Source organism: Methylobacillus gramineus (assembly GCF_020532675.1).
GTDB classification, from domain to species: Bacteria; Pseudomonadota; Gammaproteobacteria; order Burkholderiales; family Methylophilaceae; genus Methylobacillus; species Methylobacillus gramineus.
The window spans coordinates 370,995-394,785 of sequence record NZ_JAJAVE010000001.1 but is presented as its reverse complement, the minus strand read 5'-3'; the positions used below and the strand labels follow the sequence as shown (position 1 = coordinate 394,785).

At 48.5% G+C, this 23,791-nt stretch carries 27 protein-coding genes; 14 read left to right on the top strand and 13 right to left on the bottom strand.

Annotated elements, in window-relative coordinates:
- Nucleotides 1–16 precede the first annotated feature (16 nt).
- The 4 genes from LG201_RS01920 to LG201_RS01905 all read right to left on the bottom strand — a co-directional run bounded on the left by LG201_RS01920 (nt 17) and on the right by LG201_RS01905 (nt 4,396).
- Nucleotides 17–1,102 (bottom strand): efflux RND transporter periplasmic adaptor subunit, encoded by a 1,086-nt coding sequence (locus LG201_RS01920; RefSeq protein ID WP_226770493.1) that lies wholly within the window; start codon nt 1,100–1,102, stop codon nt 17–19.
- A gap of 343 nt (nt 1,103–1,445) precedes the next feature.
- On the bottom strand, nt 1,446–1,787 hold the full coding sequence (locus tag LG201_RS01915) for a hypothetical protein (protein ID WP_226770492.1): 342 nt from the start codon (nt 1,785–1,787) through the stop codon (nt 1,446–1,448).
- A gap of 523 nt (nt 1,788–2,310) precedes the next feature.
- Nucleotides 2,311–3,519 carry an ammonium transporter gene (locus LG201_RS01910; RefSeq protein ID WP_226770491.1) on the bottom strand — a complete coding sequence of 403 codons (1,209 nt, stop codon included), beginning with the start codon at nt 3,517–3,519 and terminating at the stop codon, nt 2,311–2,313.
- A 493-nt stretch (nt 3,520–4,012) separates the two neighbouring features.
- On the bottom strand, nt 4,013–4,396 hold the full coding sequence (locus tag LG201_RS01905; RefSeq protein WP_319006031.1) for a winged helix-turn-helix transcriptional regulator: 384 nt from the start codon (nt 4,394–4,396) through the stop codon (nt 4,013–4,015).
- A 94-nt stretch (nt 4,397–4,490) separates the two neighbouring features.
- On the opposite strand from LG201_RS01905, the gene LG201_RS01900 reads away from it, so the two are divergent.
- The 3 genes from LG201_RS01900 to LG201_RS14465 all read left to right on the top strand — a co-directional run bounded on the left by LG201_RS01900 (nt 4,491) and on the right by LG201_RS14465 (nt 6,357).
- Nucleotides 4,491–4,892: a DoxX family protein gene (locus LG201_RS01900; RefSeq protein ID WP_226770490.1), complete on the top strand. Its 402-nt coding sequence runs from the start codon at nt 4,491–4,493 to the stop codon at nt 4,890–4,892.
- Nucleotides 4,893–4,911: 19 nt separating this feature from the next.
- Complete coding sequence (locus LG201_RS01895; protein WP_226770489.1) at nt 4,912–5,655, top strand: SDR family NAD(P)-dependent oxidoreductase; 744 nt, start codon at nt 4,912–4,914, stop codon at nt 5,653–5,655.
- 591 nt (nt 5,656–6,246) lie between these two features.
- A complete protein-coding gene (locus LG201_RS14465) occupies nt 6,247–6,357 on the top strand; it encodes a type II toxin-antitoxin system MqsA family antitoxin (RefSeq protein WP_404809706.1) in 111 nt (36 codons plus the stop codon).
- A 95-nt stretch (nt 6,358–6,452) separates the two neighbouring features.
- Here LG201_RS14465 and LG201_RS01885 read toward each other — a convergent pair whose 3' ends face one another.
- Both LG201_RS01885 and LG201_RS01875 read right to left on the bottom strand, forming a co-directional pair.
- Nucleotides 6,453–6,749 carry an LbetaH domain-containing protein gene (locus tag LG201_RS01885; protein ID WP_226771901.1) on the bottom strand — a complete coding sequence of 99 codons (297 nt, stop codon included), beginning with the start codon at nt 6,747–6,749 and terminating at the stop codon, nt 6,453–6,455.
- A gap of 933 nt (nt 6,750–7,682) precedes the next feature.
- Nucleotides 7,683–8,543 (bottom strand): SDR family oxidoreductase, encoded by an 861-nt coding sequence (locus LG201_RS01875; RefSeq protein ID WP_226770487.1) that lies wholly within the window; start codon nt 8,541–8,543, stop codon nt 7,683–7,685.
- 92 nt (nt 8,544–8,635) lie between these two features.
- Between LG201_RS01875 and LG201_RS01870 the strand changes: the two genes are divergently transcribed.
- The 3 genes from LG201_RS01870 (at nt 8,636) to pap (ending at nt 11,339) form a co-directional block, all read left to right on the top strand.
- On the top strand, nt 8,636–9,058 hold the full coding sequence (locus LG201_RS01870) for a winged helix-turn-helix transcriptional regulator (RefSeq protein WP_226770486.1): 423 nt from the start codon (nt 8,636–8,638) through the stop codon (nt 9,056–9,058).
- A 165-nt stretch (nt 9,059–9,223) separates the two neighbouring features.
- Nucleotides 9,224–9,670 (top strand): TetR family transcriptional regulator, encoded by a 447-nt coding sequence (locus tag LG201_RS01865; protein ID WP_226770485.1) that lies wholly within the window; start codon nt 9,224–9,226, stop codon nt 9,668–9,670.
- Between the two features lie 184 nt (nt 9,671–9,854).
- Nucleotides 9,855–11,339: a polyphosphate:AMP phosphotransferase gene (gene pap, locus LG201_RS01860; RefSeq protein WP_226770484.1), complete on the top strand. Its 1,485-nt coding sequence runs from the start codon at nt 9,855–9,857 to the stop codon at nt 11,337–11,339.
- A gap of 71 nt (nt 11,340–11,410) precedes the next feature.
- Here the strand turns inward: pap and LG201_RS01855 are convergent, their stop codons facing one another.
- Nucleotides 11,411–12,082 carry a hypothetical protein gene (locus LG201_RS01855; protein ID WP_226770483.1) on the bottom strand — a complete coding sequence of 224 codons (672 nt, stop codon included), beginning with the start codon at nt 12,080–12,082 and terminating at the stop codon, nt 11,411–11,413.
- A gap of 183 nt (nt 12,083–12,265) precedes the next feature.
- Between LG201_RS01855 and LG201_RS01850 the strand changes: the two genes are divergently transcribed.
- From LG201_RS01850 to gluQRS, 3 genes are read left to right on the top strand one after another with little or no spacing between them, the layout of a single operon-like run.
- The gene (locus LG201_RS01850) at nt 12,266–13,438 is read left to right on the top strand and encodes a PilT/PilU family type 4a pilus ATPase (protein ID WP_226770482.1); all 1,173 of its coding nucleotides are present in this window, start codon (nt 12,266–12,268) and stop codon (nt 13,436–13,438) included.
- A 7-nt stretch (nt 13,439–13,445) separates the two neighbouring features.
- Entirely contained in the window at nt 13,446–13,772 is a 327-nt protein-coding gene (locus LG201_RS01845; RefSeq protein ID WP_226771900.1) for a DUF3301 domain-containing protein, read from the top strand.
- Nucleotides 13,773–13,789: 17 nt separating this feature from the next.
- Nucleotides 13,790–14,677, top strand: coding sequence for a tRNA glutamyl-Q(34) synthetase GluQRS (gluQRS, locus tag LG201_RS01840; protein ID WP_226770481.1), 888 nt, complete (start codon nt 13,790–13,792; stop codon nt 14,675–14,677).
- Here gluQRS and LG201_RS14410 read toward each other — a convergent pair.
- Nucleotides 14,674–16,362, bottom strand: coding sequence for a GGDEF domain-containing protein (locus tag LG201_RS14410; protein WP_226770480.1), 1,689 nt, complete (start codon nt 16,360–16,362; stop codon nt 14,674–14,676). The two genes, gluQRS and LG201_RS14410, sit on opposite strands and share 4 nt — an antisense overlap.
- 150 nt (nt 16,363–16,512) lie before the next feature.
- Between LG201_RS14410 and hslO the strand changes: the two genes are divergently transcribed.
- Complete coding sequence (gene hslO / locus LG201_RS01830; protein WP_226770479.1) at nt 16,513–17,391, top strand: Hsp33 family molecular chaperone HslO; 879 nt, start codon at nt 16,513–16,515, stop codon at nt 17,389–17,391.
- A gap of 54 nt (nt 17,392–17,445) precedes the next feature.
- Here hslO and LG201_RS01825 read toward each other — a convergent pair whose 3' ends face one another.
- Nucleotides 17,446–18,222 (bottom strand): TrmH family RNA methyltransferase, encoded by a 777-nt coding sequence (locus LG201_RS01825; RefSeq protein WP_226770478.1) that lies wholly within the window; start codon nt 18,220–18,222, stop codon nt 17,446–17,448.
- Between the two features lie 90 nt (nt 18,223–18,312).
- Here LG201_RS01825 and rpiA point away from each other — a divergent pair, with 90 nt between their 5' ends.
- From rpiA to dhaK, 3 genes are read left to right on the top strand one after another with little or no spacing between them, the layout of a single operon-like run.
- On the top strand, nt 18,313–18,993 hold the full coding sequence (gene rpiA / locus LG201_RS01820; RefSeq protein WP_226770477.1) for a ribose-5-phosphate isomerase RpiA: 681 nt from the start codon (nt 18,313–18,315) through the stop codon (nt 18,991–18,993).
- Between the two features lie 3 nt (nt 18,994–18,996).
- The gene (gene dhaL / locus LG201_RS01815) at nt 18,997–19,632 is read left to right on the top strand and encodes a dihydroxyacetone kinase subunit DhaL (protein WP_226770476.1); all 636 of its coding nucleotides are present in this window, start codon (nt 18,997–18,999) and stop codon (nt 19,630–19,632) included.
- A gap of 25 nt (nt 19,633–19,657) precedes the next feature.
- On the top strand, nt 19,658–20,647 hold the full coding sequence (dhaK, locus tag LG201_RS01810) for a dihydroxyacetone kinase subunit DhaK (RefSeq protein ID WP_226770475.1): 990 nt from the start codon (nt 19,658–19,660) through the stop codon (nt 20,645–20,647).
- Nucleotides 20,648–20,679: 32 nt separating this feature from the next.
- Here the strand turns inward: dhaK and LG201_RS01805 are convergent, their stop codons facing one another.
- The 4 genes from LG201_RS01805 to LG201_RS01790 form a co-directional block, all read right to left on the bottom strand.
- A complete protein-coding gene (locus LG201_RS01805; protein ID WP_226770474.1) occupies nt 20,680–21,333 on the bottom strand; it encodes a hypothetical protein in 654 nt (217 codons plus the stop codon).
- A gap of 31 nt (nt 21,334–21,364) precedes the next feature.
- A complete protein-coding gene (locus LG201_RS01800) occupies nt 21,365–21,703 on the bottom strand; it encodes a tRNA-binding protein (RefSeq protein WP_226770473.1) in 339 nt (112 codons plus the stop codon).
- Nucleotides 21,704–21,707: 4 nt separating this feature from the next.
- Entirely contained in the window at nt 21,708–22,046 is a 339-nt protein-coding gene (locus LG201_RS01795; protein WP_226770472.1) for a zinc ribbon domain-containing protein YjdM, read from the bottom strand.
- Between the two features lie 364 nt (nt 22,047–22,410).
- A complete protein-coding gene (locus LG201_RS01790; protein ID WP_226770471.1) occupies nt 22,411–22,998 on the bottom strand; it encodes a class I SAM-dependent methyltransferase in 588 nt (195 codons plus the stop codon).
- Between the two features lie 279 nt (nt 22,999–23,277).
- Between LG201_RS01790 and LG201_RS01785 the strand changes: the two genes are divergently transcribed.
- Nucleotides 23,278–23,787, top strand: coding sequence for a DUF3617 domain-containing protein (locus tag LG201_RS01785; protein ID WP_226770470.1), 510 nt, complete (start codon nt 23,278–23,280; stop codon nt 23,785–23,787).
- Nucleotides 23,788–23,791 lie beyond the last annotated feature (4 nt).

Below are 23,791 nucleotides of genomic sequence, written 5' to 3'. Positions count from 1 at the left end.
ATCATCACCTGTCTGGTTATTCAGCGTAAAGGCTTAAATCGGAAACAGCCTGTTCAGGTTGGATGAAATTGGCCTTAATAACCTGGCCATTCTGGACTTTTCTCAAGCCATCAATGAGTATCCTTTCCCCATCTTGTATCCCGGATTTAACGATAAATAGATGTGGTAATTCTGCATCAATCTGAATTAACCTCTGCTCCAGTTTGTTGTCTTTACTTACAACATACACATACGTTTTATCCAGAATTTCAAACGTAGAATTTTGTGGAATCAACATGGCATTTTTATAAGGAACCGTCATCAATACATTACCCGTCTGACCATGCCTTAAAATCTTATCTGGATTAGGTACGGTGGCTCTGAATTGAATATTTCCTGTCTTGTTATCAAAATCCGCTTCAATCGCTTCAACCACCCCTTCCTGATCAAAAATGTCTCCATTGGCCATTTTTAATTTCACTTTCTCATGTTCACGGTTTTTCTTGTTTTTCATGTAATCAATGTATTCTGATTCCGGAACATTAAAATACACCCACATCTTGCTGACATCCGATAGCGTAGTAAGCAAATCCCCTTCATCAATCAGGCTGCCATTACGCACTTCAAGATGATCCATAATCCCGGTAAATGGTGCACTTATATTGGTAAACCCCAAGTGGGTTTCTGCTGCTTTTACTTCAGCACTTGCTTTATTTAATTTGGCTTTTGATAATTCAAGTTCATTTAAGGAAACAATATTTTTATCTGCCAATGCTTGAGTATTCTTATACTCAATCAATGACATATCAGCTTCTGCTTTTGCCTTCTGCAGATCAGCCTGATAAATATTAGGCATGATCTTGAACATCATCTGCCCCTGATTCACTTGTTGCCCCTCATCCACATAAATACTTTGAAGATAACCTCTCTCTAATGCCCTGATCTCAATATGTCTAATTGCATGTATCTGAGAAACATACTCCTTGACAATCGATGTATCACGACGGATAGGAGTGGTTACCTTAAATTTCGCCACATCTTCATGTTCCGTGGTTTCAACTTCATGGCATCCACCCAATAGCAATGCCGTGAGGCTTAAAGCAAAATAAACAATTTTTAACATAAGATAAGAATGCCTTAGCAACGAAGAAGACTGTTAAACCACGTTTCTATATGACAGGCGCAGGTAAGCTCACTGCAATCCTCAGCAAGGATCATGGTGTCTGCCAGATACAGCAATGTAGTTTGATTTAACGCCGATTATTGAGAGGATAACAATCAGATATATTCGCTTGCCATCTCAAAAAAATAGAAGGCATAAGCAATTTTTTCATGACAATAAGCAAAGCTATTCGAGGTATGAACTGCTTAAAATTGGCCAGCACCAACGCTCGTATCTCGCCTTGTTATCAGCATTAATACATCAGGTTGTAGCACTCAAAATCGGAAAAATATAAAGATGACGCTTAGGTCAAGGAGGGAGGATCGCGGGGTCGGACGTGGGTTGAGAAGATTAATCTATATACAAAGTTTTTATTCGCTCTATCCCAGACAAGTAGCACATTACCGACTGAGAATATCGTAGCGGCAAGGAAAGTGGAGATGAATAGATCAAGGGAAGAAGCTGGAGGTTCTCCGTCGTCAGAAAGCGATTCAGCAATAACTTGAAGCGGGGCAGTATCCCCTAAATATAAATCACCATCCTGATAATGAAGGATATTAACAATACCAAAACTGGCCAATGCCAATACAACGGATAATAAAAATATCCGCATTTGTATAGTTGCATGGGTGATTTTGGAAGACATACGTTTAAATTACCTGGCCATCATGCGATGGATTGGTGTGACTTACCATTCAAAATAAGAGGTTTTGATCTTAGCATATGCTTTAGTTTTTTTACAATATATAAAACTTCACTTTAAAAGACATATTGATTAACAATTATCAAAAATAATATTCAAACATCCTATTGCTAGTAATTACACAATGAAAATCACCCTAGAAAATTATTACTGGTCAGAGTTGAGTTATGTATATTAAGTTCAATCAATTAATAAATATTTAGCACTGTGAATATTGATCAAAATATAGTCATTCATCATGCGCGATAGATCAATGTCATTATCATATTTTAACTCCATTTAACATAGACAAATTTCATCTATTGTAAGGATTAATTAACATTGAATTAATATAGATCTAAAGATCATCTTACGCATCAATTTCGAAGCGGTGTTAAATATCCTGATAATTTCACTGCACCTATATGGATGCAGTGAAATCTTTACAAATAACGCCTAACCAACAACATCACTTGTAACAAAGCAGCTATTCATCCTGTCCTGCTGCAAGATTTGGTGTTGCTGCGATCTTGTGGATTGAGAGATCAGCACCGTCATACTCTTCCTCCGCATCCAGGCGTATCCCGACCACCAGCTTGATCAGGCCATAGACTGTAAAGCCTCCAATTAGCGCAATGGTGATACCGAGAGTAGTGCCGATCAACTGAGACACAATATGCACACCTCCCAGACCGCCCAGAGCTGTAGTACCAAAAATACCGGCAGCGATCCCGCCCCAAGCCCCACAAATACCATGCAACGGCCAGACACCAAGCACATCGTCAATTTTCCAGCGATTTTGCGTCAGGGTGAAAGTCCAGACAAAGACACTACCTGCCACCAACCCGATCACTAACGCCCCAAGTGGATTCACAATATCTGACCCTGCACAAATAGCCACCAATCCAGCCAGTGGGCCATTATGTACAAATCCAGGGTCATTCTTTCCAGCCAGTAATGCCGCCAGTGTGCCGCCTACCATCGCCATCAGGGAGTTGAGTGCTACCAGGCCTGTCACTGCGTTGACAGTCTGAGCTGACATTACGTTAAAACCAAACCAGCCTACGGTGAGTATCCATGCCCCAAGTGCCAGAAAGGGAATGCTGGAAGGAGGGAAAGCATGCAATTTTCCATCCTTGCTATAGCGGCCAATACGCGGACCGAGCAATAGCACAGCGGCAAGCGCAATCCAGCCCCCCATGGCATGCACCACCACAGACCCGGCAAAGTCGTGATATTGCGCACCGAACGTGGCAGCCAGCCATTCCTGGATGCCGAATTGTCCATTCCACGCAATGCCTTCAAAAAATGGATAGACCAGGCCAACAATGGCAAACGTCGCTGCCAACTGTGGATTGAATTTAGCGCGCTCTGCAATGCCCCCAGAAATAATGGCTGGAATCGCTGCCGCAAACGTCAGCAGGAAAAAGAACTTCACCAACTGATAGCCATTTTGCGCCGAAAGTGCTTCCGCCCCTTGCATAAAACCAATGCCATAAGCCAGGCCATAGCCAATGAAGAAATAGGCAATGGTCGATACTGAGAAATCCACCATGATCTTGACCAAGGCATTCACCTGGTTCTTGCGACGCACCGTGCCAACTTCAAGAAAGGCAAATCCTGCATGCATCGCAAGCACCATAATGGCGCCGAGTAATATAAAAAATACGTCATTTCCTGACTGTGTTGAGTCCATATTGTCTCCTCCATCTATTTTTATAGCGCCAATTTATTAGCAAAAACTGCGCCATATCTCATATTGTTGATTTATAAAACATTTAATATCAGGAAGGAGAAGCTATGCACAAAATAGGAACATCATCAGGTGCATTGCACCAATTTTGTGCAAATTCAGATGAATGATGTCCCGATTAAAAAATCCATTTTTTGTGTAGGATCTGTAGGATCAATTTCAACTTGTCATTTTGTTACCATAAGCTGTCACAGTAGTTTTCATTTAAATCATATGGTTAGAAGAATGTTGTTACCATAAGCTGTCGCACTTTTGCAGCTCATCCTATTTTCGCTGTATTCATCCTATTTTTTTCCGTAAGGCTACAAACGATTAATCTCTTGGCATTTCAAACAAAAAAAAGGCCACCATCGCGACCTGAGTTATCTAGAATCTATACGACCTGTTAGTGAGGCATGCTGTAACTCTTATCCCAGAAGTAAATTAGCCACGTCCATCATGAAGTAGCCTTGTTGCTTTTTCTGCCTCTTGCTGTCACCTTTTTGGGCACGGTATTCCCATATTCAGCCCACCAAGCAGCCAATGCTTCCATCGTTGGCCCTAGTCCTTTTGCCTTAAATGTAATCTCATACTCAACACGCGGAGGCACCTCTGCAAATACAGTTCTTGTTACAAGTCCATCGTCCTCTAACTCACGTAATTGAGCAGTTAGCATGTGTTGAGTGATGCCGGGAATTGCTTTCCTCAGCTCTCCGAATCTGTATATCCGCTGATTCAACAGCCACATGATTTCAAGTTTCCACTTTCCAGAAAGTAAGGAAAATGCACGCCTCATCTCGTCATGCATATTAATTTCCTGCTCATTAGTCACATTTTCCATACTAGGCACCATTAATTCATCCTACTTGCGAGAATTGATATTAAACGACATTCTTACCCCAAGTCGATAATTTAATACAAATAAGGATATGTTGATGACAATGCATTACATCTACTGGGTCAGTACATTACTTTTGGTTTTGTTGTATCTGGCATCTGCCGCGCTCTATATATTGAAAAGCGATTTTGTACGCAAAACGCAAGCCGATATGGGTTACTCCGCAGGCCACCTATTACCATTTATGGTGGTAATTAAAATCCTAGGGCCATTGGCTATTCTGTCCCGGTTTAACGTTGGACTTAGTGATCTCGCATATGCAGGAATGCTGTATCACTTAATACTTTCGACAATGGCACACTTTGGCGTTCGCAAGCCATTAGGTGCTATCCCAGCCTTGGTTGGCCTCCTGCTTCTATCTGTGTCGTTCACAACTCAAAACGCTGTGCGGGACACTCCATCACCTTATGTAGTTATTACTTCATTAGCGCAACATTAATTCACTGAAAGGAAATCAAATGGGAAAACTAGACGGTAAGGTTGCCATAGTCACCGGCGCTGGCCGAGGTATTGGTCGCGCAACCGCAAAGCTATTAGCTGCTGAAGGGGCAAAAGTGGCAGTTGTATCGCTAACACCTGGAAACGTTGACAAGGTAGTCGCTGAGATTGAGTCGGTTGGGGGATCTGCCCTCGGCGTTGTATGTGATATTGGTGATCAAGAACAGATACAAGCTGCTATCAATAACGTTGCGGCGATTTTTGGTCGCATTGATATTCTTGTAAACAACGCATTCGACTCAAGCGCTCCATTTTCCTCCATCCTTGATCTATCGGCTGAGCAGTTGCAGCGCAATTTTGATCTTGGACCAATTGCTTACTTACGGACAATGCAGGCTGCTTACCCCTACCTAAAGGCAAGTGGTGAGGGCCGAGTCATCAACTTTGGCTCACTGGCCGGCGTAATTGGTTTAGTGGGTTACGGTCCTTACAACATGGCAAAAGAGGCAGTCCGAGCTTTGACTAGGACAGCTGCTCGCGAATGGGGCGTAGATAAAATCACCGTGAACAACATTTTGCCAGTAGCAGAAACCTGGGGGCCAGAAGCTAATGTACCTCCCCCTAGCAACCCACTTGGCCGATATGGCTCACCAGAAGATGACATTGCACCTGTCGTACTATTCCTGGCGAGTACAGATAGTCAGTTCATTACGGGTACTAGCCTCACACCGGATGGCGGTTCGATTATTGATAGTGCACGCTAATCTTCACTAGCTGCCCAAAGTTTAAGTGAGGCTTTCGTCCTCAACCAATAGGATACGGACAGCTTATGCCAACATTTTCTAGGATATGGACAGCTTATGGCAACAAAGGGGGACAACTTATGCCAAAAATTTTCTTATAACTTATTGATTTTATTATACCAAAAGTGCCAAATTTACCTACCCCCTACAGGATCAATTTCAACTTGTCATTTTGTTACCATAAGCTGTCATAGTAGTTTTCATTAAAATCATATAGTTACAATATTGTTGTTACCATAAGGTGTCGCACTTTTGCACTCCATCCTATTTTCGATGTGTTCATCCTATTTTTTAAGCCTAAAACTCTTCCTCATCAAGTAACTGTGGAATCCCTCAGGTAGTAGGGCCGATTCAAGCAGAACATTCTGATAATTTACAAAAGATTGTAGGGCTATTCAAAGAAGGCTTACCTGATACTTCTAAAACAAATCCTTATTTGGGTGACAACTTCGAAGATTTTTTGAAAGATGAAGGTATTTATGATGAGGTAACGGCTGCAGCAATTAGACAGGTGAGAGCAGAAATTTTGAAGCAAAGTCGCAAGAAAGAGCGATGAAGATGAAATGTCCAGAATGTGGGGGGGCCAACTTAATGCATGATGTACGTGATACGGCATACACATATAAAGATAAGACTACCCAATCCCGACATCTGTTGGATTAGCTAAAATGCAAACGCCGAGTTATGCATGAAAAGCATTGGGACAGGCCGATTATCGCAAATGACCATAGAAATGTCGTCATTTCTAAAAGTTTGACTTAATCGTAGGCGAACTGGTCAATCAACCCCAGACGTGGAACGATGGTGTTTGGCCTTAGTAGCGCGCCGGGAGAGATGACTGCGTTTGCCCCAATTTTGCAACCGTCACCGATTAAGGCACCGAATTTATTCACTCCTGTCTCAATCACACTGCCTTCAAAGCGGATTTTGATATCGGCACCATCCAGTTCGTTTCGGTAATTGGCAATGATGGCTCCTGCCTCAATATTTACGCCCTCGCCAATCAACGTATCGCCGATAAAATTGAAATGTGCCAGCTTGCTTCCACCAAGCATGAAGCTGCTTTTTATTTCGCAGCTTGGGCCAACAATGCAATTGCGGCCGAGATAAACCCCTCCACGTAGATGATCCTTCACCGATGATAATTGCACCTTTCAGTACAGCCCCCTGCTCCACAACAGCACTTTCGTGGATGGCACAATTTCCATGGCGTCGATAACCCTCACCAAGACTAGCCTGCAAGGCCAAAACTTGGTTTTCGCAGTCTTGAGAAACCAGCCAAGCGTGAGGGGTTTCCAAGCCCAGCGAGGGCCATTGAGCAATAAACGTACTGATATAAGGCTGTTTCATAGAATATTATTCCATTACAGGTAAGGTGCGAATAGATCCTCACTCGCTGACTCTAGGACAATGGAGTCCCCCGAAAATTCAAGTGCACTGAACGTGATCGACCAGGAGTATACATTGAGGCTCGCCCATTTATCGAAGCCTTTCAGGTGCTGATTGCGGCACTATTGGCATTAGCAATCAACCTCAGCATTAGCAAATCGATCAACCTTAATTAGACGTGGGAATGCAGGCTGGATATGGATGCCGGTATTAGTCATGGCTGGTGTTTTGCTATTTGTAATCAGCTCCAAAATTTCCTCGATATTTACTCAATTTACCCAGGTCGGGCCGGCATTACCTGTTTATTTAGATTTTTGGTCTTCGCTCCGATTGTCGGAAGCTCGACGGCAAGGCTAATAAACTCACGGCACCCAGGCGAGCATAATTCGATCACGGGCGTTCGCTTAGGTTGGAGCTGGTGGCTGAACTTCGCCCGGATCTCAGCCCCCATGGCTCCCCAAGCGAAGATGGCGGTTAAAGCCAAGGGATTCAAAGTGCGTTGAGCAAAAAATTCAATTAAACTCTCCAGTTAGCTTAAATTTAAGATGGATGTTTCCGCGCAAGTTGATGGGGTGCAGATCGCGCTGAAAAGCACTCGTTCAGGCAGAAATTTCGTCCAACCACTCCAGCATCGTGCGAGGCGTCAATGCTAGTTGGCCTTGTGCACTTGTTTTATGGGCAATCACGTTCGCGGAGGCTTTCGCTAGCATCTGATAAACAGCGACAATCCCTGCCGTCGCACCCGCACCAAACAAGGGGACGATCATATCGCCAAAAGCCGCCGGCGCTACGCTGCTGAAGACCACTGGGCGACCCAGGTAGCGGGCGAAGCCTTCGGCTAGGTCCTGCCCGGTGATACCGGGCGACTGTCCGACGCCAATAATGCCGGTCACGGATGTGTCCAACAGCAGGCGCTCGGCGACTGCGGCGACGTCCAGGTGGGAACTCCATGATACTGGGTAGTCCGCCCGCAGGGGATAGCGAAGAACGCCCTCCGACTTTACCGGCCCCAGCACGACAGGGTTGAGTAGGTTTTCGAAGAACAGGCGCGGCGCCACGACCGCCAACGAAACCCCGGTTTGCTGAACCTCGCGAATGAGCGTTGCTATCGCACTTTCAGAAGGGTTCTGCAACGGGGAGTTGGGCTCGTCAATCACCCATCCGCTGGTCGAGATCACCACTCGCTGCGGCTTGACGCGGGCGATAGCTTGCGCGATGTTGCGAGCGTACTGAAGCCGATCCGTTTCAGCCCCCATCGGTAGATGGATGAAGACACCCTTGGCGCCTTCATAGGCAGCAGCCAACAAATCCACCGAAGTATTATCTATCGCGACAGTAGGCATACCCTTAACGGCAGCCGTGTTGCGTACAGCGGCTACTGCGTGGTGGCCTGAGTCGATCAGACGAGCCAGAAGAGGGGCGCCTTGGGCGCCGGTGGCGCCATGGATCACATAAGTCATGTCAGTTCCTAATATTAGTGCAGTTAAAAGAGTAATGATGGTGTACTATTTAAATCAGTTACGTCAAATGCACTAATGGATGACTTTCAGTTATGAATAAAAAAAATACACCATGTTGCGGAGTCGCTCGGTTCTTAACGCTCCTTGACGGTCCGTGGGCCACACTGATCGTGCGCGAGTTGCTTCATTTTGGGCCACGAAGATTCACGCAATTGAGGCAGGCGCTTCCCGGCATCAGCGCCCACACACTCACGCACCGGCTCAAAGGCTTCGAACGACACGGGCTTGTCACACGCACCGCGTACGCCGAGACCCCGCCGCGTGTCGTTTACGAACTCACGCCTTTAGGCGAGGGCCTGCGCGATGTGCTTGAGGCGATGCGAAAGTGGGGAGACGCAGTGCCGGATGCGGATCCTGAGGAAATGACCAATCTACACACGGCGGATGCTGCTGATTTCGGTACGAGCGCGGAATGCCCGTACAGCCAGCTAAGCAAGGGCGCACCAAAGCGCTAAAACTGAACGCTCAAATGTCATACATGCTTTGCCTTATGAACTGTAGAAACTTTTGTCTTTTACATTTGATCTTGTGATGCTTGGTAGAGTATGGGCAATTCACCAAGCCTGAAATAGTCCTCAACCAAAGTTGCCGATATTCGCATTACAAGTTTCTTTGAGTAAATGGAACGGCTTTTTCTTTTGATATTGATATGCATCTGGCCGCTCATTATTGAATATCTGCGCGAACAGGATTCCAAGCTCTGGCAGAAGCTAGCTCAAGCCCGGCAACAAGAAAATGCCAAAGCAGAGCTGGAGGGATTGGTGATTACATTGCTTGATGCCATTGCAGACAAGGACTTCAAAGGGTTCGCCTCTATCAATGCCGGGGTAGAATTTCCTCAATCAGACAACCCCGTTAACCAAACCTCGAAAGAGTTCTCCCGGCAACTACGAGAGCAAATAACTGAACTGGCCACTAAAGCGGGTATACAGCATGCTGCTGCCTTGGGATTGCAATTGGCGTTGGTGATCGAAGGCGCATCGATTACTCAAAGGAATCATCAAGCCAGTGAGTCGATCGCCCATGCCAAAACATTGGTACGCACTTTGATTAATGCTGTAACTTAAATGCATCTGTGTATCTAATACCCTTCATGTGACCAGCTCCGTTCTGTTTTAGACATTATGATTTTTCTAGCAGAGCGGGTGAAGTCCACACTGCGTCAAACTACCGGCTTCCCTACACCATCTTTGACACTCAGCAGAAGTTTATGCACCATGACTTATACCCTTAGTGAACGGTAGACAGCGTATGTTTGAATCCGCAGAACTTGGCCACACCGTTGCCGATGATGATTATAAAAAAGCAGTTCCTGCATTGCGCCAGGCCCTGCTGGATGTGCAATACGATTTGGCCCAGGCCAAGAATTTGCCTGTGCTGATCCTGATTGGTGGGGTGGATGGCGCGGGTAAAGGCGAAACCGCCAACTTGCTGAATGAATGGATGGATCCAAGATTGATTCACACCTGTGCATTTGGCCCAGCCACCCAGGATGAAGCGGAGCGGCCCACCATGTGGCGCTTCTGGAAAGAGCTCCCACCCAAAGGCAAGATTGGTATCTTTTTTGGTTCCTGGTACACGACGCCTATTCTCGACAACATGGATGGCAAGATCCGCAAGAAACTGGATAGCACGCTCAATGACATTGTGCGTTTTGAGCGCATGTTGACTGATGAGGGCACCCTCATCATCAAGCTATGGTTCCACTTATCGAAAAAACAGCAAAAAACGCGGATTGCCGCGCTGGAAGAAAACCCCAAGACCAGCTGGCGTGTCACTGAGCAAGATAAAGAGCATCTCAAGCATTACAACGAATTTCGTACTGTAACGGGGCATATCCTGCGTGAAACCAGTACAGCCAACGCACCATGGATGGTCATAGAAGGCTTTGATGCCAATTACCGCAGCCTGACAACTGGTCAATATATTCTCGACGCCATCAGGAAAAACCTGGACATCAAGACTGCTCGCCCACGTAAGGCAACCGCCCCTGCTCTGCTCCCACCTGCGGATGGCCTCAATGTGCTGAATGCACTTGATTTGACCAAGTCTCTGGATAAGTCAGATTACGAGAGTGAACTAGAGGAGTATCAAGGCAAGCTCAACCTGCTGACCAGGCATGAAAAATTCAAGGATATTGCCGTGATTACGGCTTTTGAAGGGGTGGATGCAGCGGGTAAAGGAGGGGCCATCCGGCGCATTACCCAGGCGCTTGATGCCAGACATTACAGCACCATCCCGATTGCCGCACCCACGGATGAGGAGCGTGCACAGCCTTATCTGTGGCGTTTCTGGCGCCAATTACCGCGCCGAGGGCGCCTCACTATCTTTGATCGCACCTGGTATGGCCGGGTATTGGTGGAGCGGGTGGAAGGCTTTTGCAGCGAGCAAGACTGGATGCGGGCGTATGCAGAGATCAATCATTTTGAAGAACAGTTGATAGGCCACAATATTGTCCTGCTGAAATTCTGGCTGCATATTGACCAGGAAGAGCAGCTAAAACGCTTTGAAGAACGAGAGAAAACGGCTTTCAAACGCTACAAGATTACGCCTGAAGACTGGCGCAACCGTGAAAAATGGGATGAGTACCAGACAGCGGTCTGCGACATGATAGATCGCACCAGCACTGAGTTATCCCCCTGGACACTGGTGGAATCGAACGACAAGAAATACGCCCGGATCAAGATATTGAAAACTATCTGTAAACAGTTAGAGAAAAAACTGTCTTCACTCTAGGAATTTCGCTTTAAGAATTGAAGTGATCAAGCATTAGCATGGGAACGGCGGCAACGCCATGAAGCCAGTCATCAGGCGATGTTTTCTATACGCTCGATCTGTATATGGCTCATGGCTTCTGGGTCGCCTATCCAGAAATAGTAGTATTCCCGCACCACCGAAAGAAACAGGCGCTGTGTGGGCTTCATGGAAAACAGCGCCACCGTTGCATCCACCGCAATCCGATATACCTTGGTATCTCGCTCCGGTACATCCTTCAGTTTAAGCAATAGTAGCTTGACCAGCCTGACACGAGTATCTACCAATGTCTGCTCAGCGCCTTCTTGCCTTAAAGCATGGGTGTAGGCTTTCAATGGCCAGGTGTCAGCCACCCCGAACTTTTCCTTGTCCAGCATATGCCAGAGTGTTTTCAAGTCATGCTCAACCGGTTGCCATTGCATGGGTGCCAGCTCAAACGCATGCTCTGCATTCAATGCAGCAATGGCCTTGATATCCTGGATCCAGAAGGGAAAATATTCACGCACGATAGCCAGAAAGAATGGCCACTGAGCACGATCCACCTGCTCAATCAGGCTTTCCACCGCTTCACGGTATACCAGGCCATCTGCAGGCTGGCCTGCTATCACGGGCAATAATTGCAACAACCATTGCTCTCGCTGATTGAGACCATCCTCACTTGCGCCTTTGCTTCTCAAAAGCTTGAGATAAGCGCTAAGTGCTTCACGCTCACGGGTATCGTTCATTACGTTTAGGTAACTCGAGTCTGGTCAAATACGCATACCACTATAACCGAATTCATCTATTTTCGTACAATCGATCATGGACTAATTCCCGCCATGTGCAATCGTCAGTTGAAGATGCCTGGCATCCTGATTAAGATGATGCCTGCTTGATCAGTCTTCTTTTACTTTTCCGATCGGACTTGCATGAACCCGGAACAGGCTTTGGCCTATATGCACACCCTGCTGCGCTCCATGCTGGAGAAAAAAGCCTCGGATTTATTTATCTCGGCCGACTTTCCACCTGCCATGAAAATTGATGGAAAAATGACGCCCGTCACCCAGCAGAAACTCAGTGGTGAACATACACGCGCGTTTGCCGACGCCTTGATGAACGACAAGCAGCGCGGTGAGTTTGAGCGGGACAAGGAATGCAACTTTGCCATCTGGCCGAGGGATATTGGCCGCTTCCGCGTGAATGTCTTTATTCAACAGGACAAGGTCGGTATGGTGCTGCGTACCATCACCACCAACATCCCGCGTTTTGATGATCTGGCCCTGCCTCCTGTCCTCAAGGACGTCATCATGTCCAAGCGCGGACTGGTCATTCTGGTAGGCGGTACCGGTTCCGGCAAATCAACCACGCTGGCAGCGCTGATTGATTACCGCAATGAAAACAGCTATGGTCACATCATCACCGTGGAAGATCCGGTGGAGTATGTGCATCCCAGCAAGAACTGCCTGATTACGCATCGCGAAGTAGGCCGAGATACCAAGGATTGGTTCAGTGCACTCAAGAACACCCTGCGCCAGGCCCCCGATGTCATCCTGATTGGTGAAATCCGTGATCGGGAGACCATGGAGTTCGCCCTGGCGTTTGCCGAAACCGGCCATCTGTGTATGGCCACCCTGCATGCCAACAGCTCAAACCAGGCCATAGACCGTATCATCAACTTCTTCCCTGAAGAACGCCATGCCCAGCTACATATGGACCTCTCACTCAATCTGCGGGCATTTGTCTCGCAACGACTGGTGCCGAAAAAAGGCGGAGGTCGCTGTGCTGCAATAGAAATCTTGCTTAACTCTCCGCTGGTTGCTGACCTCATCCTCAAGGGAGAAACCGGCATGGTGAAGGAAGCCATGGCGAAATCCGTGGAGCTGGGGATGCAAACCTTTGACCAAGCACTTTTTACACTGTGTGAAGAAGGCCGTATCACCGAGGAAGATGCATTGCGTAACGCAGATTCCATCAATGAGCTACGGTTGCGTTTCAAACTACACGGCAAAAATGCCGCAGCCCAGGATTCATCCTCCCGCATTGACCATCTATCGCTGCATGAAGATGAGCCAGAAGAATCACCAACCGACCAGCCTAATTGAGTTCATGATGGAAATTTACCTGTTAATTATTGTAGTAATCGCAGCCTGGTATTGGGTTGATAGCATCTCGAGCCGTGAGCAAGCCATTGCCACAGGCCGTGAACTGGCTGAACGTTTCAGCCTGCAGTTACTGGATGAAACTGTCGCCTGCAACAAGGTATGGCTGGGACGCAACCGCCGTGGCCGTGTGCAGCTGCAACGCACTTATCAATTTGATGTCAGTGCCAATGGCAGCGACCGGCTGTCCTGCGAGTTGGTGTTGCTCGGCAGGCATCTGCAATCCTGGCATATTCCTCCCTACCTGCAACCGGTTTCCATTAATCCGCTGTATTGATATTGCTGAATTAGTGCATGTATAGAGGACGTTTCGCCCCCTCGCCCACCGGACCCTTGCATTTCGGTTCCCTGATTGCCGCAGTCGCGAGCTACCTTGAAGCCAAAGTCCATCAAGGCCAATGGCTACTCAGAATCGAAGACCTTGACCTGCCACGACAAGTCCCAGGTGCTGCTGACCTGATTCTTCATACAATGCAAGCGTATGGGTTTGAATGGGATGGAGAAGTGGTATATCAGAGCAAGCGTGATGCTCTCTATGCAGAAGCGCTATATCAGCTTGAACAAGCAGGACTGATCTACCCGTGTGGTTGCTCACGCAAGGAAATTGCCGACTCAGCCATCCATGGCGTGGATGGCCTGGTATACCCAGGCACTTGCCGTCATGGACTGGCGCCAGGCAAGCAGTCACGTGCCTGGCGAGTGCGCGTCAATACCGAGCCCACCTCGCTTGTAGACAATATTCAGGGGCCAATACAGCAATCCCTCACCCATGACATTGGTGACTTTGTACTGAAACGTGCAGATGGGCTGTTTGCTTATCAGCTAGCAGTGGTAGTTGATGACCAGAATCAAGACATCAGTCATATTGTGAGAGGTGCGGATTTGCTGGATTCCACCCCCAGGCAGATATTCCTGCAACAGGCCCTGGGTTTCACGCAGCCTGGATATGCCCATGTTCCAGTGGCGACCAATCTGCAAGGTGAAAAACTTAGCAAACAGACACTGGCAACACCGTTAAACCCGCAGCATAAAAATGAAGAACTCTGGCAAGTGCTGGACTTTCTCGGCCAGACGCCACCAGCAGAACTGCGCAACGCTGGGCATGGCCCATTATGGCAGTGGGCTCACCTGCACTGGCGCATGAGCAACATCGCCAGGCAGCGGACTATTGCGATTGTTTAGTAGTTTGACTTGATTGAAACAGAATCTTTGACCCATGCCACTTCCAGGCGGTTACGACCTTCTGCCTTGGCACGATAAAGAGCCTTGTCAGCCAGCCTGAGCAACTCATCGCCAGAGCTGCCGTGTTGGGGAAAGAATGCCAGTCCGAATGAAGCTGACACCTGCCCCAGTGCACGACCAAAATGCTGCAATTGCAGGGCAAATATCGCCTGGCGTATTTGCTCTGTGCGCTGCTCTACCACTTCAGGCGCAGTCTCAGGATAAATCAACACAAACTCCTCGCCACCAAAACGACAGGCAATATCACTGGCACGAGAATGTGCAGTCAGCAGCGCGCCGACCTCACGCAAGAGGAAATCACCCGCATCATGACCAAACGTATCGTTGAATGTCTTGAAGTGGTCGATATCCAGAATCACAATGCCCAATGGGCGATTCTTGCGTTGTGCCGTTACCAGCTCACGCTGCAGTGACTCTTCCATATAACGGCGATTGAACAAGCCTGTCAGTGGGTCACGCACCGAGAGATTACGCAGGGTTTCACGCAATCTCATACTCGCCATCGCCAGGGCAATCTGGCTGGCAAGGTTGATCGCCAGGCGGCGCTGCACTTCCGTCATCTCATTACCATGGTGATTTTCCAGGTGCAGGATACCCAGTACATTGCCCTGAGCCACAATCGGGATACACAGGCTGATTACTGCAGGCTCGTGATGCTGGTGCCTACACCTTAATGAGTTATGCAAGCCTCCAGACAAATGTGGCTCACCACGTCGCAAAGCCCAGCAATCATCAGGCTGGAATACCAGGTCACTTTTTGCCGGATTTCCCCAGCTGGTCTTTTCTTCAATCTGATTGCGTGATTCACGGAATAAATAAATCACCCCAGCATCGACGTTGAGCAAGCGGATAGAGAACTGGCGAATGACATCCAGTGATTCCTCAATGCTGGAACAGGCTTGTAACAAGCTGCCCAGCTCCCCCATCAAAGAAAGGTTATACACCGTCACTTCGTTCTGGGCCTGACTCTCAATCAGGCCAGCCTCAATCGTGCGACGCTGAGTAATTTCCCGATACATATGTGCGAGCAAAAAGGCGATGAGCGACACAAAGCTGACGCCCATGATCATCAATATCAGCTTGAGTTCATGCTGCCTGCGTTCGCTGTTTTGCAAACGAGTGCCAAGCAATGCCTGTTCATTGGCCTGCATTTCGCCCAGCAGCAAGCGCGCATTTTCCATCAAGGGCAAGGCTTGCTCGTTATAGCTTTCGTACGACAGTCCAGTAGCACTTAACTTATTGATATCACTAGCAGTCTGTTTCAGCAGGAAAGCGATGACTTTTTTAAACTCTCTTAAATGTACCTGTTGATAATTATTAGTGATTGTCAGCTTCTGCAGCACTGTAATTGTCTCAGCGACATGCTGGCTCAACAGGTCCATCTGCTGTTTTTGGTTCAGCTTTCGATTGATGAAAGTCTCCTGACGGAAAATCTCCACTTCATCGATATCCGCCCGCAAGTCCTCCTGATGGCTAATGATGGTATAGGTATGCTCCAGCCAGGCGCGCGACTCCACCAGTTCTTTGGTTGCGTTATGTGAAAGCCACAAAAACAGCGGCACAATCGCAATGACAATCAGCAACACAAAAAAGCGGGACTTCAGCAAGACACTGAATCGAGACACTGGCTCTCCATCAAACTATCGGCAAGACGTTAAATTATATATAGCAATCATTATTTTACGAAATATTCATCACAAAAAGGTTGGATTGGGAAATTTTCCTATGCTGCCGTCAATGGTATGATGGCGCTTTATTCCAACAGCTTTAGTCACATGCAAATCAGCGACCAACTGCACCGTTTCCTTTTTGAAAACACACCTGTCCGTGGAAATATTGTGCATCTTGATGACACATTCCATAACGCCTTACAGCACCAACAATGCCCTTCTGTTTTGAGAAATGCCCTGGGCGAACTCATGGCGGCAGGGGCGCTGATTGCATCCACCCTCAAACTGCAGGGCGGCGCTTTGGTCCTGCAAGTGCAGGGCAAAGGCCCATTAAAGCTGCTGGTGGTGGAATGCACCTCGGACCTGGGTATGCGTGCGACGGCAAAATGGTCTGGCGATCTTGAAGGCTTGAGCTTTGCTGACATGGTCAGCAGTGGCAACTTTGTCATTACGCTGGATCCCCGCGATGGCGGGCAGCCATATCAAGGGATCGTGCCGCTGGAAGGCGACAGTATTGCCGAGATCCTGCAAAACTACATGCAGCGTTCTGAACAGATTGAAACCAGGATGTGGCTGGCTTGTGACGGCAAGAGTGCAGCGGGCATGCTGTTGCAAAAACTGCCAGACCAGCCAGAGCATGATGCCGATGCCTGGAACCGTGCCACCGTATTGGCGGATACCGTGAAGTCGGAAGAGTTACTGGGATTGGCTGCGATTTCGATTTTGAAGCGTTTGTTCAATGAAGAAGATGTGCGCCTGTTCAAGGAACAAGCCATCAAGTTTCACTGTACCTGCTCACGTGAAAGCGTCAGCAATATGCTTCGCATGCTGGGCCCAGAAGAAGTGGCTGACATCCTGGCAGAACAGCACAACATTGATATCAATTGTGATTTCTGTAACCGCGAATATCACTTTGACCAGGTGGATGCCGAGCAATTATTCAGCGCTGACATCATCATTCCAGGCAACGATATCCGCCACTAAATCCAGGCATTCAAACGGCACCTGCTCTGACACAGGTGCCGCCAACTCTATCCATCAAGCACTTTTCTGGCGGCTACGTTCAAACAGGCAAATGGCCGTGGCTGCCCCGGCATTCAATGACTCCACCTTGCCTAGCATGGGGATACTCACCTGCTGACTACTGGCCGCAATCAACGCCTGGCTCAAACCCGCCCCCTCATTACCAATCACAAACGCAGTCGGCTGGGTTAAATCCAGGCTGTAAAGAGATTCGCTCCCCAACGTGGTGGCCAGTGATTGGCCCTCAAACCCGGCAATCACCTCCAGCAAGTCGGCACGCTCTACCAGCGGCAAGACAAACTGGGCGCCCTGCCCGCCACGCAAAGACTTTGGTGACCAGGCATCGGTGCACCCTTCGGAGAGATACACGCCCTGCACTCCAGCGGCAGCGGCAGATCGCAACATGCTGCCAAGATTCCCTGGGTCCTGAATATCTTCCAGCAGCAGCAGAAAATCTGGCTGCTCTGGTATCGGCAGTTGGGGCGTTTTCACCAATGCCAGAATACCGGTAGGTGTGGCGACAGGCGACAGTTCGGCAAACATCAGGGTGGTGAACATCACCGTAGGCACATCCGACAATTCCTGCACCAAGCCCACCACTTCATGGGTCGATTGCCCCTCGGCAATCACCAACAATTCCGGCATACCAAACTGCTCAATATAGGCAGTGACAAGATGCACGCCATCCAGCAGTGTCTTGCCGGTTTTACGGCGCTCACGCGATGTATCAGCCAGTTTTTTCAATTCCTTGAACAGGCTGTTATCTCGGGAGGTGATATGTTTAAATGTCATGGAAAGATTAAAACCAGCATGGGGAAAGTCGCCAATTTTAACCGATTAGCGCAATCTCCTGCCCCAGAAAAATAATGAAGGAGAGAGAAAATGAATGACAAGGAACTGTTAGCCATCCAGGCAGCACGTCAGGTCAAGGATGGCATGACTGTCGGCCTGGGCACAGGCTCCACTGCCAACTTCTTCATCAAGGAACTGGCACGGAGACACCGTGAGGAAGGTCTGCGCATTACCGCTGCATCCAGCTCTGTTGCCAGCACCCTGCAAGCCGCTGAGCAAGGCTTGCCACTCGTAGCGTTAGAGCATCTGGGACGCATTGATCTTTACGTCGATGGTGCTGATGAAGTCACTACCAAAATGGCCCTGTTGAAAGGCCGTGGTTACGATCTTGTACGTGAGAAATTGCTGGCCCGTAATAGTGACCTGTTTATTGTGCTGGTAGACAAAACCAAGCTGGTGACCCGCCTGGGAGAGAAGTTCCCCATCCCCGCTGAGGTCATACCATTCGCCTGGCAAATGGCAAAAGCCACCCTGGAAGATCTGGGTGCCTCTGTCACATTACGCCAGAATGCGGCAAAAGATGGCTGGGCTATCACCTCACATGGCAGCCTGGTTCTGGATCTGCAATTCAAACAGCAGCTTGATAGTGCTGAACTTAACCAATTACTCAACAATGTGCCTGGCATTGTGGAACATGGTGTTTTTGATGAACTGGCCAATGCGGTATTTGTGGCCGACAACGGCAAGGTTGAAGAAATCTGGAAGAATTAGGGCATGAAAACCCTATTTATTCTTGAAGCAATGACTACGGTCAATCAGGCCATTCTTTCCAGTGAGAGCGAGCTGGAATCATTAGACCGGGCCATAGGCGATGGGGATCACTTTATCAATCTCAAGCGCGGCTGTGCTGCATTGCTTGCCATGCATGATGAGCTATCCCCGCTAGCGCCTGCCGAGGTATTGCAGCGCATGGGCATGAAGCTGCTTTCCACCATAGGCGGCGCTTCCGGCCCCCTGCTTGCCACTTTTTTCATGACGCTGGCGAAAGCGGAAAAAACATCAGACGTCAGCACACTTGCAGATATCGCGTCAGCCTTTCAGGCCAGTGTGGATGCGGTCAAACAGCGTGGCAAGGCAGACCGGGGGGAGAAAACCATGCTGGATACATTGATCCCAGTTGCCGAGACATTTACTCAGCTCACCCAGCAAGATACTGATCGCCTTCTCCTGCTCACAGCCCTGCAGCAAGCCGCGGAACAAGGCATGCAATCCACCAGGGAGATGATCGCCACCAAGGGACGCGCATCATTCCTGGGGGAACGTGCCATTGGTCATATAGACCCCGGTGCGCGTAGCAGCCAGATCATCATTCATACCATTTGTGAACTGGCTAAGACAAAAATAGCCTGAAACATGCAGGCAAAAGGAGGAGCGCATGAAGAAATTCATTAACAACGTAGATGACTTACTCGTAGAAAGCCTGTCCGGCTTTGCGGCGGCCCATGCCGACCTGGTGGAACTACACCTGGAACCGCACTTCATTACCCGAAAGAACAAGGCAGAAAATAAAGTCGCCATTATTTCCGGTGGCGGCTCAGGGCATGAACCCCTGCACAGTGGATATATAGGATACGGGATGCTAGATGCCGCCTGTCCAGGCTATGTATTCACCTCCCCCTCTCCGGACCAGATGCTGGCAGCCGCTGAGGCCGTGCATGCTGGAAAAGGTGTGCTATTCATCGTCAAGAATTACGCGGGTGATGTGATGAACTTTGAAATGGCCGCCGAAATGCTGCCTTTCGACAATGCCACCGTACTTACCAGTGACGATGTTGCCGTGGAAAACTCCACCTACACCACAGGCCGCCGTGGCGTAGCAGGCACGGTCATCGTGGAAAAAGCCGTTGGCAGCCTGGCTGAAACCGGGGCAGACCTCGCTGCCTGCAAAGCCTTGGGCGACAAGGTCAACAGCCGCACCGCCTCCATGGGTGTTGCCCTCACCAGCTGTACCGTGCCTGCCGCAGGCCGTCCCACTTTTGATATGGGCGAGCTGGAGCTGGAAATGGGCGTAGGCATCCACGGTGAACCCGGTCGCAGGCGTGAATCCATGCGCAATGCCGATGCGATAGTCGCCGACCTGGTCGCAGCCATCCTCGAAGACTTGAAACCAGCACGAGGCACTGAGGTATTGCTGCTGATCAATGGCTTTGCCGCCACCCCACTCATGGAGTTATACCTGCTTTACAACAGCGCAGCCAAATTGCTGCAAGCACAAGGCCTGGTCATCAGCCGCTCACTGGTAGGCAACTACACCACCGCCCTTGATATGGCAGGCGCCTCCATCACGGTGTGCCTGCTGGATGATGAAATCAGGCAACACTGGGATAGCCCTGTGCATACAGCGGCTTTGCGTTGGCAGCGCTAGAAGACAAAATACTGGGGGAATATTAAGTGAACTCAAACGACCAAGCGTTGATACGCTATCCCTAGCAGGGTAAGAATGACAATAATAATGAAGAGGCCTGGCCAATAACTTTCATTAGTTTTATATGGCTCAGATTGGGTTCGCTTACCTGCCATTTTTTGTGGTCGTGCATTGTGTGCATAACCTGAATTAAATGATCCAGCCTGTGAGTCTGCAAGCTCTTGCCCTGCATCTTCCCCAAACTCTTCACGGAACCAATCCTCATCAACTTCAAATTGTCCGGCTCGATATGCTTCAATTAGCTTAAGTGCATCATCCGCCTGTTGGGCATTGACCCTGATCGCTACTTTCGCGGGCACACTGGGAAATGGCGAGCTCATAGAGAACTCATCAGCACGCAACGCATCAGTATCAATCCCCGTCGACTGCAAAACCCCCACCAAGAGTTTAGCTTCAATGAGTCCAGCCTGGGCAACTTCAGTCATCTTTACTTGAAGCGCAAGATCATCGGGTGGATCAGCGAAATCATTCGCCCCACCATCAAGGATTATTCGACGATGCCTGAGCTCACTCTTGGCAACGGACAAGGCCAATTCAGTCAAATTACCTGACCTGACCAGGCGAACAACTTCCTCATCAGAGTAGGAATCATAAAGGACAACCAGATGGTCACGGGTAGTTTCCATGCCTGCCTTGCTTTTGTAATCAACACCTAGTTCAAAGTAGCTTCGTGCCCTTGGATACTGATTTATCCGGCACACACAACACTACGGCACCATGTTCGTCATGAAACCCAGTCACCAGGCATTGCGACTGGATCGGGCCGATCTGCTTGGTGGGGAAATTCACCACTGCCACCACTTGCTTGCCTATCAATTCATCAGGCTGGTAATGCGCAGTGATCTGGGCGCTGGACTTCAATATGCCGATCTCAGGACCAAAATCCACATGCAAGATGTAGGCAGGCTTCCGGGCCTGGGCAAATACCTCGGCAGATACGACCTCCCCCACCCGAAGGTCAACCTTGAGAAAATCCTCGAAATTGATCTCGTTCAAAGCCTTACGCCTTCTTCACAAACTCTGACTTCAGCTTCATCGCGCCAATGCCGTCAATCTTGCAATCAATATTGTGGTCACTATCCACCAGGCGGATGTTTTTTACCTTGGTACCGACCTTGACCACCAGTGAGGAGCCTTTTACTTTCAAGTCCTTGATCACGGTGATCGTATCGCCATCCTGCAGCAGATTGCCATTGGCATCTTTCACAACCAACTCACTGCTGACAGATTCAGCTCCTGCGGCTGTCCATTCATGCGCGCATTCAGGACAGATATATACATTGCGGTCCTTGTAGGTATAGCTTGAACTACATTGAGGGCAATGGGGTAATTCACTCATATTGAAGACTCTATTCAAATAATGTTCATATTCGGTCAGCCTTCCGGCTTGATGTGTTTCAAGCCCTAAACAGGATGCCACTCAGGCAGGATTATCTCAAAATCGCTGCCGACAATCCCAACAATTATGGAAATCGCCAATCACTAGCAAGGCTTCACTGTACTGTTACTTCACTCACAACAACATTAACCTGCTTTACCATTTTCATCACCAGAAGATCATCACGCTTGGGCACGCTCCTCAATGACAACGGCATGACCAGCCTAATGCAGCATCAATCCGTGTATCAACATACTTCATGCGGCATATCATGATGCTGCAGAATAAACGGCCTGGCTCTCTGCAGGGAAAAGGCTTCTCATCCTTATTTTGTCGCAATCACCTGCACTACCGCGCCAAGACCAGTGTGATAAATCCCCTCAATAACCTCCCGCTCAAGTTCAATCAGATGCTGAAACTTTAACCCCGCCAACTCGAGACTCAATGTCTCTTTCGTTTGCATGGTATCTGCTGAACTTCCTCCACCAGTGCCATGCTTTAACTGATTCGGCGTGTAAGCCTCCAATAAAAAGACCCCATTACGCTTCAGCCCGGCTATTACTCGATGGTAGAGAGATTTTCTCAATGCAGAGGGTAGCGGACAAAAGATGGAGACAACCCCATCCCATTGATTCTCACCCAGCTCAAAATCGGCTAAATCAGCATGAATGCATTCAATCACCACACCATTCTCTTCAGCCAATTTCCTAGCCTTGTTCAACCCCACCAGAGAGGCATCTACAGCAGTAACCGCATAGCCCTGCTTCGCCAGAAAAACCGCATTCCGTCCCTCTCCTTCAGCCAGGCTCAGTACCTTTCCCTTGGGAATATAACTGAAATTCTCCTCCAAAAATCGGTTGGGCTTGACGCCATATGCATACTCATCTGCACTATATCTTTCATCCCACATCATGTTTCTCCAGCGGTTTCCGCCATATTCAATAATGGTTCAATTAGGACACATTATTATGTTAATGCGTCAGAAAATAACTTCGGACTGATTATTTATTATGCCCTCATCAATTAGTTTATTGATGGACAATTACTTTATCTCGCTCAAACGCTGAGTAAGACAAATCATTATTTACTGCATAACTCGATAAACAATCCCCACGCCACTCCAGGCCATTAACAGAGTCGCCCGATCATCGAGTGTTATACTTCGTTATTCATTGTTGGAATCCCGATCTTCATGCACAACCGTATTGTCATCCTGTTTTTATGTGTACTCTCCACCATATCCCTGCCTGTGTTTGCGATTGAGCAGATCAAGGCAGGTCAGTGGGAAACCTCGGTTAAAATGCAGATGCAAGGCTTGCCAGAGATTGCGCCGGAGCAGTTGGAACAATTGAAGCAGTTCGGTATTGAGCTGCCCATCGGTGGCAATGCAATGGTGACACAGCAATGCATTACGCCTGAACAGGCCAAACTCAAGCAGCCGCTGTTGCCGCAAACTGAGGATGGCTGTAGCGTGCGCAATTACCATCACAACGGCAACAAGGTGACAGGGGATGTATCCTGTAATGGGGCAATCAAGGGCAGTGGCAAGTTTGATATGACACTGCTGAGCGAGACCGCTTTTCAGGGTAATCTTTCGATGCAAGGCACGGCCCAGGGCATGCCGATCAACCAGAATTCAGACATCAGCGGCAAATGGGTCAAGGCGACCTGTGATGCCAATACTCCCAGCTATCAACCATAAGTCT